Genomic DNA, 17270 nt, shown 5'->3' on the forward strand with positions numbered 1-17270 from the left:
ACCGGTGACGTGCTGGCCTGCACCGGCCCAGCCGCTGCGGTTCGGCTGAGCCGGCCAGGGCTCAGTGGTGCATCACCCGGTGCGCCAGTCGGTTGCCGATCACCTGGGCGAGCTGGACGATCACGATGATCACCACGACCGCGAGCAGGGTGACGGCGTAGTTGAACTGCTGGTAGCCGTAGGTGATCGCCAGGTCCCCGAGGCCGCCGCCACCGATGTAGCCGGCGACCGCGGACATGTCGACCACACCGATGAAGACGAAGGTGTAGCCGAGGACCAGGGGCCCAGTGGACTCCCTGACCACCACGTCGAGCAGCACCCTGGTCCGGGAGGCGCCCATCGCCCGGGCGGCCTCGACCAGCCCGGCGTCGATCCCGACGAGGTTCTGTTCGACGATGCGGCCGACCACGACCGAGGCCATCAGGGTCATCGGGAGGATCGCCGCTTGCGTTCCCACCGAGCGACCCGTCAGCGCGAGTGACAACGGTTGCACCAGGGAGATGAAGATGACGAACGGGATCGGCCGCACGACGTTGACCAGCAGGTTGACAGCGGCGAACAGCACCCGGTGCTCCAGCAGGTTGCCCGGTCTGGTGGCGTAGAGCAGGATCCCGATGAGGGTCCCGACCACCGCCCCGATCAGCATCGTCAGGGACACCATCTGCAGGGTCTGCGCCACGGACTGCCCCAGGAGCGGTCCCATGACGGTCCAGTCGATCATCGTCGTCCGCCCTTCACCTCGAGGCGGTCAGGCGTGGCGACGAGAGCGGTGCCGCCCGGTCGTGGTGGCGCCGCATCAGCGTCGGGCGTCACGGCCGGCCAGACCGTCACGCTGGTGCTCGCCGCTAGGTCGTCGACCAGTGCACGGACCGCGTCGGGTGGCCCGTCGAGTGCATAGGTCAGTGACCCGTACGGGCGCTCGGTGATCTCGACCACCGAGCCGAAGACGACGCCGCTGCTCACGCTCCGGTGGCGCGCCAGCGTCTCGAGCACCTGCTGCTGCGCGGACGGGCCGGCGGACGCGGCAGCGGAGTCGACGATGGACACCGTCACGAACGTGCCGGGATGGTGGGCCCGGAGCCGGTCGATCGTGGCCGGGGTCGGTGCGTCCTGGATCGTGGACTCGATGAAGCGTCGGGTCTCCGGGAACCGGGGGTGGGCGAAGACGTCGTAGACCGGGCCGTGGTCGAGCAGGCGGCCGTGTTCCATCACGGCGACGGTGTCGCAGATCGAGCGTACGACGTGCATCTCGTGGGTGATCACGACGATCGTGGTGCCCGTGTCGCGGTTCACCCGCTGCAGCAGCTCGAGGACCTCCGTGGTGGTGTTCGGGTCCAGGGCACTGGTGGCCTCGTCGGCCAGCAGGAGGGACGGCCGGGTGGCGAGTGCCCGGGCGATCCCGACCCGTTGCTTCTGGCCGCCCGACAGCTGCCCGGGGAACCGGTGTGCTGCCCCGGACATGCCGACGTAGGCGAGCAGTTCGGCGACCCGGCGGGATCGCTCGGCCCTGTCCCAGCCGGCGATCCGCAGCGGGTACTCCACGTTCTGCTCGACCGTTCGCGATCCCAACAGGTTGAACTGCTGGAAGACCATGCCGATGGACGAGCGCAGGCGCCGCAGCTCCCGCTCGGTCAGCGACGTCACCTCGCGCCCGCCGACCTCCACCACACCGCTGTCGGGCAGTTCGAGGGCGTTGATCAGCCGGACGAGCGTCGACTTCCCGGCCCCGGAATACCCGATGATCCCGGTCACGCTACCGGCCTCGATGTCGAGACTGACGTCGTCGACAGCAGTGACCGCAGCGGCGGTCGAGGAGCGCCGTTGGGGCGTGAACGTCCTGGAGACGTGACGAAGGCTGACGATGGCCGTCACAGGGGTCCTTCCGGGGCAGAGGAGTCGGAGATCGCGGGAGTGCGCGTCACTGCTTGGATGCGATGCGCTGCTGGATCGTCGCCAGGCTGGCCTGGAGGGCGGCCGGGTCCTCCTTGAGGAAGGTTCCGGACCCCAAATCCTTGCGGACGGCTTCCTGGACCGTCGGATCGTGGTAGATCGCCGCGATCTTCAGCAGGGTCGGGTTGTCCTTGTCCTCCGGTCGCGCCACGAAAGCGTTGAGGTACGCCGCGGAGGCCTCGGCGGTCGGGTCGTCCTTCGCGAGGATGAGGTCCTGGGAGAGGCTGGCCGCCGTGGCGTAGTTGTTGTTCACGATGGCGCCGTCCAGCGAGTCGAGGTTCTGGGCGGTGACCTTGGCGTCGACCGGGACGACCTTCACCCGGGAGGCCGACGGGTCGATCTCGGCCGGCGTGGAGGTCGAATTGGCGCCGCCCCTGACCGTGATCAGGCCCGCCTGCTCCAGGACGACGAGGGAGCGCGACAGGTTGGTCGGGTCGTTGGGCACGGCGATCTGCCCCCCGCTGGGGATCTCGGCGAGACTGTGGTGCTTCTTCGAGTACAGCGGCAGCGGGTAGATGGCGGTCGAGCCGATCGGCTGGAGGGACTTGCCGTTCTTCACGTTGTACGTGGCCAGGTACTGCAGGTGCTGGAACTCGTTGAGGTCGAGCTGCTTCTGGTCCAGCGCCGGATTGGGCTGGTTGTAGTCGGAGAAGTTCTGGAACTCGACGGTGACGCCGGTCTGCTCTTTCACGGCGCGGGCGTAGACCTGCCAGTAGGGCTCCGCTCCGTCGGAGACGCCGATCCTGACGGTCTTCAGGTCGGTGGGCAGGCCCGCGGCCTTGGGCTCGGTGGCGTTCCCGGCGCTGCAGGCGGTGAGCAGCGCCAGGGACACGGCGACGACGGCGGCCTTCAGCAGGGCGATGGGCTTGGGCATGGTTTCTCTTCCTGTTCTTCTCGGGTGTTTCCCGGTGGGAGTGGGGGCGGTCAGTTGCCGGCGTACGCGCCGCGGTAGCGGGCGGCCGGGTGGCGATCGGGGAGCCGGTCGGTCCCGAAGATCCTGTGGCGCAGGGTGCCCGGCGCGTACGCCAGCTTGGCCAGGCCACGACGCTGGAGCGTGGGCAGCAGCAGGCGGTTGAACTCCTCGTACGTGCCGGGCAGGCGCCAGTTGATGACGTTGATGCCGTCCACGCCGGCGTCGCGGTAGTCGGCGAGGACGTCGGCGATCTGCTCGGGGGTGCCGCTGACCAGTCCGCGGCGCACCCGGCTGTTCACCAGGTCGCCCAGGGTGGGTTCGCGGCCGTCGACGGTCGCGCTCACCCAGTCGACGTGCCCGCGCCCGCCGTTGTTGGCGATCGCCCGCAGCGGGGTGTCGTCGGGCAGGTGCGAGCCGTCCGGCAGTGTCCCGAGGGCGGTGTGCAGCTGGTAGCCGAGGACCGACGCGTACGCCTCGTAGTCGGCCAACTTGGCCTCGACCTCGGCCTGATCCTCGCCGACGACGAAGGTCAGGCCCTGGAAGAAGCGCAGGTCGTCGGGCCGTCGGCCCAGCTCGGTGGCCAGGCGTCGCGTGGTGGCGATGTGCTCCCGGGCGACGTCAGGATCCGGAGTGGTGATGAAGACGGCCTCGGCATGACGAGCCGCGAAGGCGATGCCCCGAGCTGATCCGCCCGCCTGGAAGAGCAGCGGAGTGCGCTGCGGCGACGGTGCGACCAGATGCGGCCCCTCGACGCTGTACCGCGCACTGCGGTGGTGGATCTTGTGCACCTTCGCCGGGTCGGCGTAACGATTGCCCACCCGATCCAGCACGACCGCGTCCTCGTCCCAGGATCCCTCCCAGAGCTTGTAGAGCACGTCGAGGTACTCATCGGCCCAGTCATAGCGAGCGTCGTGGTCCACCAGGCCGGGCAGGTCGAAGTTGCGCGCCGCGTTCTCCTGGGTGGAGGTGACGATGTTCCAGGCCACCCGTCCACCGGTGAGGTGGTCGAGGGTGGAGATCTGCCGGGCGAAGTTGAACGGCGGGTTCTGCATGATGTTCGACGTGTAGGCCAGGCCGATGTGCTCGGTGGCCAGCGCCAGCGCGCTGAGCAGCACCGCGGGGTCGTTGGACGGGATCTGCAGACCCTCGGTCACGTTGTCGGCGAATCGGCCGTCCGCAGGCCCGTAGAGGCCGGTGACGTCGGCGAAGAACATCGCGTCGAAGAGACCCTGCTCGAGCGTACGGGCCAGATCGACCCAGAACCGCAGGTCGTTGAACTCGACCTGGTGCGCGTCGGGGTGACGCCACTGTCCGTGGTGGATGTGGCTGGGAGTGTTCATCAGGAAGGCGTTGAAGGCGAGAGGGTGGTCGGCCATCGGGAGGTCCTGTCGGCGGGATCGGAGTGGGGCCGTACGGTGCGGGCGTCGTCCGTACGACGGTGGGTGGCTGGCCGCACCGCTCAGGTGCGGCCACCGCACGGTCAGGCGGGTGGGCGGTCAGGCGGTGGGCGCCGGGGCCGTCAGGACCGGTGGGATCGGGGCCAGCGCATTGTGGATGAAGGCGCTCACCGGGACGCCGTTCAGCGCGTGGTCGCCCACGGCCAGGGTCTGGTGGAAGCCGGGGTTGTTCGAGCCGATCGTGCGGGCGTTGCGCCACAGCCGGTCCAGCTGCCGTCCGCTGGCCGTCGCCGAGGCGCCGCCGACCTCGAAGATCTCGGAGGTGATCCGCAGGACGTCCTCGATGACGACCGGCCACAACTGCGCGACGTACGCATCGACGTCATCGAAGACGGCCTCGTCCAGGTGCCCGGCCTGGTGCTGGTCGAGGGCGCTGCCGATCCGACGGGCCGCCTCGACGACGGCGGCGCGCACCAGGCCGGTGCGGCCCCGGACGGAGCCCACAGCGTGCAGGGCGGCCGGGTCCTGGGTGGGGGCGACGGTCGGGTTCCAGGCGTTGCGGCCCTTCTGCCGGAGGAAAGCGATGATCTCGGCCGTCGCCGCCTCGGCGATGCCGACCAGGCCCGCCAGCAGGTCGATCTGGTAGATCGGCCAGATGAGGGTCTGTTGGCTGCCGAGCGGCACGAAGAACCGGGGGTCGACCGGCACGTCGACGAAGGTCGTGGTGCCCGAGGCAGTGAGCCGCTGCCCGAAACCGTCCCAGTCGTCCACGGTGGTGACACCCGGGTCGTCCGTCCTGGCCGCGAGATGGATCAGGGTGGTGTCGCCGTCCGCGCCGACCAACTCCGCGGTGACCCGTGTCCAGTCGGAGTAGAGGGTCCCGGTGGTGTAGTACTTTGTGCCGCTCAGCAGGAATCGGCCGTCGGTCTCGACCACCCGGGTGGAGGGATTGCCGTAGTTGCCGGTCTTCTCCGTCTCCGCGTTGCCGACCAGGGCTCCGGCCGCGATCTCCTGGATCCAGAACGCCCGGAAGTCCGCGTCCGGCGACACCAGCACGTCCTCGACGAATCCGATGTGGCCGCGCAGTGCCTGGGCGATGTTGCTGTCGGCGGTCGCGACGTCGATCAGCACCTCGACGAGCTGCTCGAAGGAGGCGCCGAAGCCACCCCGGTCGGCCGGGATCCTCAGCCGGCCGAAGCCGACGGCGGCCAGCTCACGGATCTCGTCGAACGGCAGGGTCCGGTCCCGTTCCCGGTCGACCGCACCGGCGTGGATGCGCGCCAGCACCGGCGCGAAGTGCGCCCGCAGCTGGTCGGTGGTGAGCGGGGTCTGCAGGATCTCGGTCATCGGGGTCTCACTTTCGGGCGGAGCAGGGGCTTCGGATGGCGGGGTTTCCGGTGGAGTGGGCTTGTGGTGGAGCGGGCTTGTGGTGGAAGCAGCGGCGGGACGGGGCGTGGCCCGCACCCGACCGGCAGGGTGGTCAGCTGCCGACCGGGAACCCGCTGTCCGGGGCGGCGGCCGCAGCGCTGCTGCTGGTCGTAGCCGTAGCCGCAGCCGCGCCCGCACCGGGGGCGGTCCCGACCGTGTACTGGACGGCGCGATGGCCGCCGTTGAGCAGGTGCGATCCGGCGAGCCGGGCACGGTAGATGAGCGGGTTGTGTTGGGCCAGGACCCGCGCGTTGCGCCAGTGCCGGTCCAGTCCGCGCGCCCTGCTGGTCTGCGAGGCGCCGCCGACCTCGAACAGCTGGGTCGCGGCGCGCAGCACACTCGGCGCGATGGCGAGCTGGGCCTGGTAGGCGCTGATGTCGATCGCCGTGTAGTCGTCGTCGGTCGCGATGCCCGCCGCCACGCGGTGCTGGACCTCGGCCAACTCGTCGACGAACGCCAGGAAGACCGCGCGCGCCGCGTACGCGGCGGCCGACAGCTCGCCGATGACCTGTTGCACCTGGGGGTCGTGTCGCGGCAATGGGGTGTTCGCGTGGCTGTAGGAACGGGTCCGGCCGGCCACGTACGCCGTGGCGTCGCGGACGATCGACTGTGCGATCCCGGCGAGGTTGGCCAGGTGGACGGACTGGGCCAGCGCCTGGGCGTGGCTCGCCGCCGTGCTGTAGGGGCTCGGCACGACCTCGTCGGCGGCGACCGGGACGCCGGTGAAGACTGTCGTGCCGGACGCCGTCAGTCGCTGGCCGAAGCCGTCCCAGTCGTCCGTCATCGTGACGCCGGGCGCGTCCGACGGGACGAAGGCCCACACGCTGCGCCCCTCCTCGTCCTCGGCATGGACCTGGATCCAGTCGGCGTACAGACTTCCGGTGCTGTAGTACTTCGTTCCGTCCAGCCGGTAGGCGTCGCCGTCGTGGGACACCCGGGTGGTGACCTGACCGGCCCGGTTGTCGACCTCGGTGACGGCGTTGCCGACCACCGCTCCGGCCCCGATCCGGTGCAACCACCGGGCGCGTCGTTCGTCCTGCGGAGCGACCAGAAGCTGTTCGACGCACAGCAGATGGGCCCGCAGGGCCTGCACCAGGTTGGGATCGGCGGTGCCGAGCTCGATGACGAAGGGGTAGAACTCCGCCAGTCCGAGGCCGGCCCCGCCGAACTCCGTCGGGATCCGCAGGGTGGTGTAGCCGGCGGCGCGGAGCCGGTCGATCGCGTCGTGGTCGATCACGTGGTCGGCTTCCCGGGCGACGGCGCCGGCGGCGAGCTCGTTGAACACCGGGATCAGGCGCTGTGCCGCGGCCAGCAGCGCGGGGCGAGGGGCGGGGCCGGTGAGGCGGCGGAGCTGTGCGGTCATGGGGTTCTCCAGGGGTGGGAAGAGGGTGGGAGCCTCAGCGGGGCGGACCCGCTGGTCGGGAGCGGTCGGGACCGGGTGGGTCAGGGTCGGGCGATCCCGGCGAGCTGGGAGGTGATCGACTCCAGGCGGTCCGAGGCGGTGGACAGGTCGCCGCCGATCCGGAACCGGCTGCCGCGATGCTCCGTCGGCAGCCGGTCGCCGCGTCCGAACAGCTTGTGACGCAGCGTTCCGGGGGTGTAGGCGGTCTTGTAGCGCCCGAGCTTCTGCAGCTCCGGCACCACGAACTCGACGATGTCCTCGAACGTGCCGGGCGTGATGGCGTACGCCAGGTTGAAGCCGTCGACGTCGGTCTCGTCCTGCAGCGCAGCCAGCCTGCGGGCCACGGTGGCTCCCGAGCCGACGAGGATCGGTCCGAATCCGCCCACACCGATGTACTCGCTGAAGTCCCGGACCGTCCACGGACGGCCGTCCTCCCGCCGGGCGCCGAGGATGGTCTCCACCGCCGACCGGATGGCGTTGGACTCCACGTTGCCGACCGGCTCGTCCAGGTCGAACCGTGACAGGTCGACCCCGGTCCATCCGGACAGCAGCACCAGCGCACCCTCCGGATCGGCGTAGCGGCGGTACTCCTCGAACTTCGCCCACGCCTCCTCATCGGTCGCGGCCGTGATGATCGTGTTCATGGCGAAGACCCGGATGGCCTGCGGGTCCCGTCCGGCCGCCAGGGCGGCGGCCCGGACCTTCCGGACGCTGTCGCGCATGATGCCGACGGTCGGTGAGCTGATGAAGACGGCCTCCGCGTTCTCGCCGGCGAATGTCACGCCCCGTGGCGAGGTGCCTGCCTGGTAGACGACCGGCATCCGCTGTGGGCTCGGCTCGGTGATCGCGATGCCGGGCACGTCGAACCAGCGGCCGTGGTGGTTGATCGCGTGGACCTTCGCCGGGTCGACGAACCCCTTCTCGCCGTCGTCGAGCACCGCGTCGTCCTCCCAGGAGCCCTCGAGCAGCTTGTAGATCACCTCGAGGTACTCGTCGGCATGGTCGTAGCGCTCGTCGTGGGACATCTGGTCGCGGTGACCCAGGTTCTGTGCCGCGGAGGGGAGATAGCCGGTGACGACGTTCCACCCGACCCGGCCCTCGGTGAGATGGTCGAGGGTCGCCAGGCGCCGGGCGAACGGGTAGGGGTGCTCGTACGCCGTGCCCGCCGTCACCCCGAAGCCGAGGTGCTCGGTGACCGCTGCCATGGCCGAGACCAGCAGGATCGGATCGTTGACCGGGACCTGGGCGCCGGTCCGCAGCGGACCCTCGTTGGTCGCCCCGTACACGTCGTACGTGCCGAGGACATCGGCGAGGAAGAGGCCGTCGAACAGGCCCCGCTCGAGGGTGCGGGCCAGGTCGGTCCAGTAGCCGAGGGTGGTGTACGTACGGGCCCGGTCGTCGGGATGACGCCACAGGCCGGGGGACTGATGGGCGACGCAGTTCATGTCGAACGCGTTGAAGAGGATCTCGCGCCCGGGGGTCCGGGCGGGTCGGTCGGTCATCGGGGCCTCTGTCGTGGTGGATCAGGTGTCGGCGGGCCGGCAGGTGCTGATGGGGACGGGTGCTGCTGGGGCAGGTGGTTCTGGGCAGGGCGGTGCTGGGCGGAGGACCGCTGGACGGCTGCGGCGGGCGAACGCGAGGCCGAGCGCGATCACAGCGTCCCGGTGCGTGGCGGTCGTTCGCCGGTGAGCCGGTGTCTGCCGAGGTGCTGGTACTTCCAGCGCACCGGGTCGTGCAGCGTGTGGGTGCGGGCGTTGCGCCAGTGCCGGTCATAGTCGTACGTACGTCCCGCGGCGCGGGTGCCGGAGATCTCCAAGCCGCCCTCGGCCGCCGCCAGGGCCGCCTCGGTGGCGAGGATCTTGAGTGCCGCGACCGCCAGGGTCGCCTCGGTGGCCAGGTCTTCGTCCGGGGTCGCCTGCACGGCGTCGACCGCCTCGGCGGCCACTCGCAGTTGGGCCGTGGCGGCGCGGAGTCGCACCTCGAGCTCGCCCACCCGCTGGATGGTGAGGGGGTCGTCGACGGCGCGTGCCACCGCGGCCTCGTGATGCGGGCGCGCCGTCGTCCGGACGAACGCCGCCGCCTCGGCCAGTGCCCCCTCCGCGATCCCGGCGTCAATGGCGCCGTGCAACAACTGGGCGTACGCCCCGTAGCCGTACGGTCCGGACACTGCACGAGCGCGGCTGATCACCCGGTGGGCGGGCACGGCGACGTCCTCGAGGTGCACCTGGCCGCTGGCCGTGGTGCGCTGGCCGATGCCGTCCCAGTCGTCGATCACGGTCACGCCCGGGGCGTCGCGAGGCACGAAGGCGACCACCTGTTCATCGGTGTCGGCCAGGCCGGCGAGTACCGGGATCCAGGTCGCGAACAAGGCGCCGGTGGCGTAGCCCTTGCGGCCGGTCAGCCGGTAGCCGCCGGCGGCGTCCGGGCTGAGCCGGGTGGTGACCGAGAGAGCGGTCGGACCACCGAGTTCGGACTGGGCGTTGCCGAGCCGGGCTCCCTGCAACACGGCGGAGAAGATCTCCTCCTGCAGGTCTCGTGGCGCGGCAAGTCGCACCAGGTTGAGGTACACGAAGTGGGAGTGAGGGATCTGGGCGATGTTCGGATCGGCGGTGGCCAGGATCCGGAGCACCTCGGCCACGGTCGCGGCGCTGGCGCCGGGGCCGCCGAAGGCTGTCGGGACTCCCAGCGCCAGGAGGCCGCTGGCGCTCAGGGACTCGATCTCCGTTGCCGGGAGCTCCCGGTGGAGGTCACGGTGCGCCGCCCCGTCCGTGTACGTCGCCGCGAGGCCCCGGGCGATCGTCCGTGCGCTGTCCGCATCGAGGACGGGAACGGTCGGCGCGTCCTGTCCGGTCCTCGGCGGGATGTCGGTCGTCGTCATGTCCGGGCTCAGAGCGCCGCAGCGAACGGTACATGGCTGACCGGTGCGGCGCCGGCCCGGCCGGGGTGCTTCCACAGGCCGCGCTCCTCGAGGATCGGCAGGACACCCTCACCGAACCAGTAGGCCTCCTCGAGATGCGGGTAGCCGCTCAGCACGAACTTCGTCAGGCCCAGCTCGGCGTACTCCTCGAGTCGGTCCGCGACCTCGGTGTGCGACCCGACGAGCGCCGTGCCGGCGCCGCCGCGGACGAGTCCGACGCCCGCCCACAGGTTGGGGGAGACCTCGAGTCCGTCCTTGGTGCCCTGGTTGAGGTCCAGCATCCGTCGCTGTCCCTCGGACTCGGAGCGTCGGAGCCCTGCCTGCACCCGGGCGATCTGCTCGGGGGAGACACCGTCGAGCAGCCGCTGGGCCTCGGCCCACGCCGCCGCCGAGGTGTCCCGGGTGATCACGTGCAGCCGGATGCCGAACTCCACGGTGCGGCCCCGTTCCTCCGCGAGACCACGGATCCACTCGACCTTGCGCCGCACCGCCGCGGGCGGTTCGCCCCAGGTCAGGTAGACGTCGCAGTTGTCGGCGAAGACAGGCCCCGCCGGCCCGGAGGATCCGCCGAAATAGAGCGGTGGCCGCGGGTCGGGCCGGCGCTGCAGGGTGGCGTCCTCGATGTCGAAGTACGCGCCCCGGAAGCTGACCGGCTGGTCGGACTCCCAGAGCTGGTGCACGATCCGCAGGAACTCGTCGCAGCGGGCGTACCGGCTCGCCTTGTCCTCGTGGTCGCCGTAGGCCCGCTGTTCGTGCGACTCGCCGCCGGTGACCACGTTGAGCAGCAGCCGCCCCCCGGACTGCCACTGGAAGGTGGCGGCCATCTGGGCGGCGAGGGTAGGGCTGATCGCCCCGGGCCGTAGGGCGATCAGGAACTTGATCCGCTCGGTGATGCCCGCGAGCATGGCGGCCGTCACCCAGGCGTCCTCGCACCAGGCGCCGGTCGGCACGAGCAGGCCCTCGAAGCCCAGGTCGTCGGCGGCGGTGGCGATCCGGGACAAGTAGCTGAGGGTGGCCGGGCGATCCTTCGAGGCGGTCCGGGCCGGCTGCCCGTGGCCGCCGCCGACGATCCCGCGGGAGTCTCCGTAGGTCGGCAGGAACCAGTTGATGTCGAGCATGGTGGGGTCCTCTCGGTGTCAGGCGGCGGCGGAGACGTACGGCAGGGCGGCGGAGAACGCCTCGACGGCGGCGTCGAGCCGTTCGACGGCCGATTCGTGCAGGCGTACGGTGCCGTCCGGCTGGACCGTGATCTGGGTGTCGGTGACGAGGTGGCTCTGCACGACGTGGCGGGCGCCGAGGGCCTGGAGTACCGGCCGCAGGGCGTAGTCGAGGGCCAGAGCGTGGGCGAGTGAGCCGCTGGTCGCCAGTGGCAGCACGGTCTTGCCGTCGAGCGCCGCCTGCGGCAGCAGGTCCAGCCAGGCCTTGAGGGCTCCGGAGAAGGAGGCCTTGTAGACCGGTGTGACGATGACCAGGCCGTCGGCCCCGGCGACTGCGTCTTGGCTCGCCCGGATGGCCGGATCTCCGAAGTCGGCGTGCAGCAGCGCGTCGGCCGGCAGGTCCCGGACGGAGAGGTGGTCCACGTGGTGGCCTTCGCCGGTCAGCTGGGTGCCGACGAGCCGGGCGAGGGCGTTTCCGCGGGAGGTGGCCGACGGACTGCCGGAGACGGTGAGCAGCTGGGTCATGGGGCGCCCTTTCGAGGGAGGCGGTGGGCTTCGTGACCTCGACGCTAGCGGGAACAATAAGGTGAGTCAATACATCAGTAAAGATGTAGGAATAAGAGGTGAAATCGGTGTGTGGATGCGGTCGGCTGTGCCGGGTCGCGGCACGCAGGGGTAGAGGTGGCACGCAGGGGTAGAGGTGGCACGCAGGGTAGAGCTGAGGCTCGGTGGTTCGCCCAGGTGTCAGGTGGGGGCGAGGCTCAGTGGTTCCGCCCAGGCATCAGGGTGGAGGTGGTCCTCAGTGGTTCGCCCAGGCGTCCCCGTCAGTGGTCAGGTCGGTGACCAGTTGGTTGAAGTCGCCGCTGGTCAGTTGCGCGAGCGTGGTCGAGTCGAGGACCGCCCGCAGCGACGCCCGGACGGCGACCCACAGTGTGGGTAGGTGCTCGGTGGCGCCGCGGTACTCGGTGTCCTGCGGGCGCAGGCCCCGGACCTCCCAGAGGGGGCCGTCCACGGCGCGCATGATGTCGCCGATCGTGATCGTGTCGGCGCCGCGCCCGAGGAAGTAGCCGCCGCGGGAGCCGCGCAAGCTGGTGATCAGACCGGCTCGGCGCAGGTCGGCGAAGATCGCCTCCATGAACTTGCGGGGCAGGTCCTCCTGCTGGGCGACGGAGTCCAGGGTGATCGGCTCGGCCGGATCGGCGGTCGACAGGTGCACCATCGCGCGGACGGCGTACTCGGTGCGCGCAGAGAGGTTCACAGCCGCATAGTAGTTGACCGGCTCATCGTCCGGGGGATGCGCTGTCCGGCGGGAGCCTCGATCCTGGCGGGCGGAGAGGCGGCTCGGACATTCTCCTGTCGGACCGACGCGGCGATGCCGGCCGGAGGCGTACGTGGGCCGCGTTCCGTCGTCGGGCCGGCCCACGTACGCTCCGCACGGGTCAGTCGGCCACCGGTAGGTAGACCTGCGCCCCGTGGTCGAGGAACTCCGCCGACTTCTGCGCCATGCCCGCTTCGATCGCCTCGACCGACGTCAGTCCGTGGCTCTCGGCGTAGTCACGGACGTCCTGGCTGATCCGCATCGAGCAGAACTTCGGCCCGCACATCGAACAGAAGTGTGCGCTCTTGGCCGGCGCGGCCGGCAGCGTCTCGTCGTGGAACTCCACCGCGGTGTCGGGGTCGAGTCCGAGGTTGAACTGATCCTCCCAGCGGAACTCGAATCGTGCCCGCGACAGGGCGTCGTCGCGGGCCTGTGCGCCGGGGTGCCCCTTGGCCAGGTCGGCCGAGTGGGCGGCGATCTTGTACGTGATCACGCCGACCTTCACGTCGTCGCGGTCAGGCAGCCCGAGGTGCTCCTTGGGGGTGACGTAGCACAGCATCGCCGTGCCCGCCTGGGCGATCATCGCCGCCCCGATCGCCGAGGTGATGTGGTCGTAGCCCGGGGCGATGTCGGTTGCCAACGGGCCGAGTGTGTAGAACGGCGCCTCGTCACACCACTCCTCCTCGCGGCGTACGTTCTCGACGATCTTGTCCAGCGGGACGTGTCCGGGGCCCTCGATCATCACCTGGACGCCCCGTGCCTTCGCGATCCGAGTGAGTTCACCCAACGTCCGCAGTTCGGCGAACTGGGCCTCGTCGTTGGCGTCGGCGATCGACCCGGGACGCAGCCCGTCGCCGAGAGAGAAGGTGATGTCGTACGCCGCGAGGATGTCGCACAGCTCGGTGAAGTGGGTGTAGAGGAACGACTCGGTGTGGTGCGCCAGGCACCACGCCGCCATGATCGACCCGCCGCGGGAGACGATCCCGGTGACCCGGCGGGCGGCCAGCGGGACGTGCCGCAGCAGCACTCCGGCGTGCACCGTCATGTAGTCGACGCCCTGCTCGGCCTGTTCGATCACCGTCTCGCGGTAGAGCTCCCAGGTGAGGGCGGTCGGGTCGCCGTCGACCTTCTCCAGGGCCTGGTAGATCGGCACGGTGCCGACCGGCACCGGCGAGTTGCGCAGGATCCACTCCCGGGTGAGGTGGATGTCGCGCCCGGTGGACAGGTCCATGATCGTGTCGGCGCCCCAACGGGTGGCCCACACCATCTTCTCCACCTCGTCGGCGATCGAGCTGCGGACGACCGAGTTGCCGATGTTCGCGTTGACCTTCACCGCGAACCGCTTGCCGATCACCATCGGCTCGGCCTCGGGGTGACGGTGATTGGCCGGGATGACGGCCCGGCCCGCCGCCACTTCGGAGCGTACGAGCTCGACCGGCAGCCCCTCGCGCGCCGCGACGAAGGCCATCTCCGGGGTGGTCACCCCGTTGCGGGCCCAGGCGAGCTGGGTGCGTACCGGGGGAGAGGCGGGGTCGGCGGGATCGGCCGGGACGGCCTCCGGTCGCGACCAGTCGTCGCGCAGGCGGGGCAGGCCCACCGCGAGGTCGTGCACCTCGCCCGGACCCTGGTAGCGCGTGTACGGCCCCGAGGTGTCGTACACGTCGAGATGCTCACCGTTGGTCAGCTCGATCCGGCGGGCCGGGACGCGCAGGCGCTCTCCGGCCGGACCACTCGCCTCGAGGCAGGTCTTCCGACTGCCCCGTACGGGACCGATGGTGATGTCGCTGACGGCGGCAGCGGTGGAATGGGCGTCGCCCATGATGTGACTCCCTTCGCCGGCATTACCCGGGCAGGTTCAGCGGTCGACGCCCGTTGCCGACGTCCTCTCAGCCCCTGCCGTGGAGCTCCCGCACAGTGTTGTGCCCTTCAGCCTACGAGAGGTCGAGGTGTCGACCGGACCGCGGGACGGGATTGCCGGGACGCCTGCGCGCGCCCTGGTCTCGTGGTTGGATCGGACTTGCACGGGAACCGTGATATCTTGACGTCAAGAGAAACCTGTCGAGGGAGCGTACATGAGCGTCAACAGCCTGGGTGCCAAGGCCGGCCTGGAGGTCAACGGCACGAACTACGAGATCTTTCGCCTGGACGCGGTAGAGGGTTCCGCGCACCTTCCGTACTCCCTGAAGGTCCTGCTGGAGAACCTGCTGCGCACCGAGGACGGCGCCAACATCACCGCCGAGGACATCAAGGCCCTCGCGGCGTGGGATCCGGACGCCCAGCCGAGCAAGGAGATCCAGTTCACCCCGGCCCGCGTGATCATGCAGGACTTCACCGGCGTGCCGTGCGTCGTGGACCTGGCGACCATGCGCGAGGCGATCACCGACCTCGGCGGCGACCCGGCCAAGGTCAACCCGCTCTCCCCGGCGGAGATGGTGATCGACCACTCCGTGATCGTCGAGCACTTCGGCACCCCCGAGGCCTTCGCCCAGAACGTCGACGTCGAGTACCAGCGCAACCGCGAGCGCTACCAGTTCCTCCGCTGGGGCCAGACCGCCTTCGACGACTTCAAGGTCGTCCCCCCGGGCACCGGCATCGTGCACCAGGTCAACATCGAGAACCTCGCCCGGGTGGTCTTCCCCCGTGAGGTCGACGGCGTCCTGCAGGCCTACCCCGACACCTGCGTCGGCACCGACTCCCACACCACCATGGTCAACGGCCTCGGCGTCGTCGGCTGGGGTGTGGGCGGCATCGAAGCCGAGGCCGCCATGCTCGGCCAGCCGGTCTCCATGCTCATCCCGCGCGTCGTCGGCTTCAAGCTGACCGGTGCGCTCAACGAGGGCGTCACCGCCACCGACCTCGTCCTCACCATCACCGACATGCTCCGCAAGCACGGTGTGGTCGGCAAGTTCGTCGAGTTCTACGGTGAGGGCCTCGCCTCCATCCCGCTCGCCAACCGCGCCACCATCGGCAACATGTCGCCGGAGTACGGCTCCACCATCGCCGTCTTCCCGATCGACGACCACACCATCGACTACCTGCGTCTGACCGGCCGCTCCGAGGACCAGATCGCCCTCGTCGAGGCGTACGCCAAGACCCAGGGTCTGTGGCTCGACACCACCCACGAGGCCAAGTACTCCGAGTACCTCGAGCTGGACCTGTCGACGGTCGTCCCGTCGATCTCCGGCCCGAAGCGCCCGCAGGACCGCATCCTGCTGTCCGAGGCCAAGGCCAAGTTCGAGGCGACGGTGCCCTCCTACACCGAGGACCCGAAGGCCACCGTGCCGGTCACCCTGGCCGACGGCACCTCCTTCGAGCTGCCGAACGGTGCGGTGACCGTCGCGGCGATCACGTCCTGCACCAACACCTCCAACCCGTCGGTCATGCTCGGGGCGGCGCTGGTGGCCAAGAAGGCCGTCGAGAAGGGCCTGGCGCCGAAGCCGTGGGTGAAGACCTCGGTCGCCCCGGGCTCGCAGGTCGTCACCGACTACTACGAGAAGTCCGGGCTCCAGCAGTACCTCGACACGCTGAAGTTCAACACCGTCGGCTACGGCTGCACCACCTGCATCGGCAACACCGGCCCGCTGATCCCCGAGGTCTCGGCGGCCGTCAACGACAACGACATGGCGGTCACCGCGGTGCTCTCCGGCAACCGCAACTTCGAGGGCCGGATCAGCCCCGACGTGAAGATGAACTACCTCGCCTCGCCGATGCTGGTCATCGCGTACGCCCTGGCCGGCACCATGGACATCGACCTGAACAACGAGCCGCTCGGCCGTGACAAGGACTGCAACGACGTCTACCTGCGCGACATCTGGCCGACCCAGGCCGAGATCGACGAAGTCGTCGCCTCCTCGATCTCCCCGGAGATGTTCACCAAGGACTACGCCGACGTCTTCAAGGGCGACGAGCGCTGGCGCGCACTGCCCACCCCCGAGGGAAAGACCTTCACCTGGGACCAGGACTCCACCTACGTCCGCAAGGCCCCCTACTTCGACGGCATGCCGGAGACCCCCGAGCCGGTCGGCGACATCAAGGGCGCCCGCGTCCTGCTGAAGCTCGGCGACTCGGTGACCACCGACCACATCTCGCCGGCCGGCAACATCAAGGCCGACTCCCCGGCGGGCAAGTACCTCGCCGGTCACGGGGTGGAGCGCAAGGACTTCAACTCGTACGGTTCCCGTCGTGGCAACCACGAGGTGATGATCCGCGGCACCTTCGCCAACATCCGGCTGCGCAACCAGGTCGCCCCCGGCACCGAGGGCGGCTTCACCCGCGACTTCACCCAGGCCGAGGGCCCGGTGACCACCGTGTTCGACGCGTCGGAGGCCTACCGCGCCGCCGGCACTCCATTGGTCGTCCTGGGCGGCAAGGAGTACGGCTCCGGTTCCTCGCGTGACTGGGCCGCCAAGGGCACCATGCTGCTGGGCGTCAAGGCCGTCATCGTCGAGTCGTACGAGCGCATCCACCGCTCGAACCTGATCGGCATGGGCGTTCTCCCGCTGCAGTTCCCGGCCGGCGAGTCGCACGAGTCGCTGGGCCTGACCGGTGAGGAGATCTTCGACATCTCCGGTGTCGACGAGCTCAACAACGGTGTCACCCCGAAGACGGTGCACGTGACCGCCACCCGTCCCGACGGCTCGGTCGTCGAGTTCGAGGCCGTCGTCCGCATCGACACCCCCGGCGAGGCCGACTACTACCGCAACGGCGGCATCCTGCAGTACGTGCTGCGCCACATGAAGGCCGCTGCCTGATCCGGCAGTGCTGATCGGGCGCCTGGTCAGGCGACCG

General features: G+C 70.0%; 13 protein-coding genes and 1 riboswitch. Of the genes, 1 reads left to right on the forward strand and 12 read right to left on the reverse strand.

Annotated features, from left to right (window positions below):
* Positions 1-61 precede the first annotated feature (61 nt).
* The 12 genes from R0146_RS12685 to thiC all read right to left on the reverse strand — a co-directional run bounded on the left by R0146_RS12685 (position 62) and on the right by thiC (position 14301).
* Entirely contained in the window at positions 62-703 is a 642-nt protein-coding gene (locus R0146_RS12685) for a methionine ABC transporter permease (protein WP_411567154.1), read from the reverse strand.
* A gap of 14 nt (positions 704-717) precedes the next feature.
* On the reverse strand, positions 718-1872 hold the full coding sequence (locus R0146_RS12690) for a methionine ABC transporter ATP-binding protein (protein ID WP_317690211.1): 1155 nt from the start codon (positions 1870-1872) through the stop codon (positions 718-720).
* Positions 1873-1918: 46 nt separating this feature from the next.
* Entirely contained in the window at positions 1919-2824 is a 906-nt protein-coding gene (locus R0146_RS12695; protein ID WP_317690212.1) for a MetQ/NlpA family ABC transporter substrate-binding protein, read from the reverse strand.
* A gap of 50 nt (positions 2825-2874) precedes the next feature.
* Entirely contained in the window at positions 2875-4239 is a 1365-nt protein-coding gene (locus tag R0146_RS12700) for an NtaA/DmoA family FMN-dependent monooxygenase (RefSeq protein WP_317690214.1), read from the reverse strand.
* A 120-nt stretch (positions 4240-4359) separates the two neighbouring features.
* Positions 4360-5607, reverse strand: a complete 1248-nt coding sequence (locus R0146_RS12705; protein ID WP_317690216.1) for an acyl-CoA dehydrogenase family protein — start codon at positions 5605-5607, stop codon at positions 4360-4362.
* A 133-nt stretch (positions 5608-5740) separates the two neighbouring features.
* Positions 5741-7051 (reverse strand): acyl-CoA dehydrogenase family protein, encoded by a 1311-nt coding sequence (locus R0146_RS12710; protein ID WP_317690217.1) that lies wholly within the window; start codon positions 7049-7051, stop codon positions 5741-5743.
* An 80-nt stretch (positions 7052-7131) separates the two neighbouring features.
* Positions 7132-8592 carry an LLM class flavin-dependent oxidoreductase gene (locus tag R0146_RS12715; protein WP_317690219.1) on the reverse strand — a complete coding sequence of 487 codons (1461 nt, stop codon included), beginning with the start codon at positions 8590-8592 and terminating at the stop codon, positions 7132-7134.
* A 149-nt stretch (positions 8593-8741) separates the two neighbouring features.
* On the reverse strand, positions 8742-9968 hold the full coding sequence (locus R0146_RS12720) for an SfnB family sulfur acquisition oxidoreductase (RefSeq protein WP_317690221.1): 1227 nt from the start codon (positions 9966-9968) through the stop codon (positions 8742-8744).
* A gap of 8 nt (positions 9969-9976) precedes the next feature.
* Positions 9977-11125, reverse strand: a complete 1149-nt coding sequence (locus tag R0146_RS12725; protein ID WP_317690222.1) for an LLM class flavin-dependent oxidoreductase — start codon at positions 11123-11125, stop codon at positions 9977-9979.
* Between the two features lie 18 nt (positions 11126-11143).
* Positions 11144-11689 (reverse strand): NADPH-dependent FMN reductase, encoded by a 546-nt coding sequence (gene ssuE / locus R0146_RS12730; RefSeq protein WP_317690223.1) that lies wholly within the window; start codon positions 11687-11689, stop codon positions 11144-11146.
* A 274-nt stretch (positions 11690-11963) separates the two neighbouring features.
* Positions 11964-12422, reverse strand: coding sequence for an RrF2 family transcriptional regulator (locus R0146_RS12735; RefSeq protein ID WP_317690225.1), 459 nt, complete (start codon positions 12420-12422; stop codon positions 11964-11966).
* A gap of 181 nt (positions 12423-12603) precedes the next feature.
* Positions 12604-14301, reverse strand: a complete 1698-nt coding sequence (gene thiC, locus R0146_RS12740) for a phosphomethylpyrimidine synthase ThiC (RefSeq protein WP_317690227.1) — start codon at positions 14299-14301, stop codon at positions 12604-12606.
* Positions 14292-14403: riboswitch (TPP riboswitch) on the reverse strand. It overlaps the preceding gene by 10 nt.
* A 151-nt stretch (positions 14404-14554) precedes the next feature.
* Between thiC and acnA the strand changes: the two genes are divergently transcribed.
* Entirely contained in the window at positions 14555-17233 is a 2679-nt protein-coding gene (acnA, locus tag R0146_RS12745; RefSeq protein ID WP_317690229.1) for an aconitate hydratase AcnA, read from the forward strand.
* Positions 17234-17270: the final 37 nt, after the last annotated feature.

Origin of the sequence: Raineyella sp. LH-20 (assembly GCF_033110965.1) — a bacterium.
In the GTDB taxonomy this organism is placed as follows: Bacteria; Actinomycetota; Actinomycetes; order Propionibacteriales; family Propionibacteriaceae; genus Raineyella.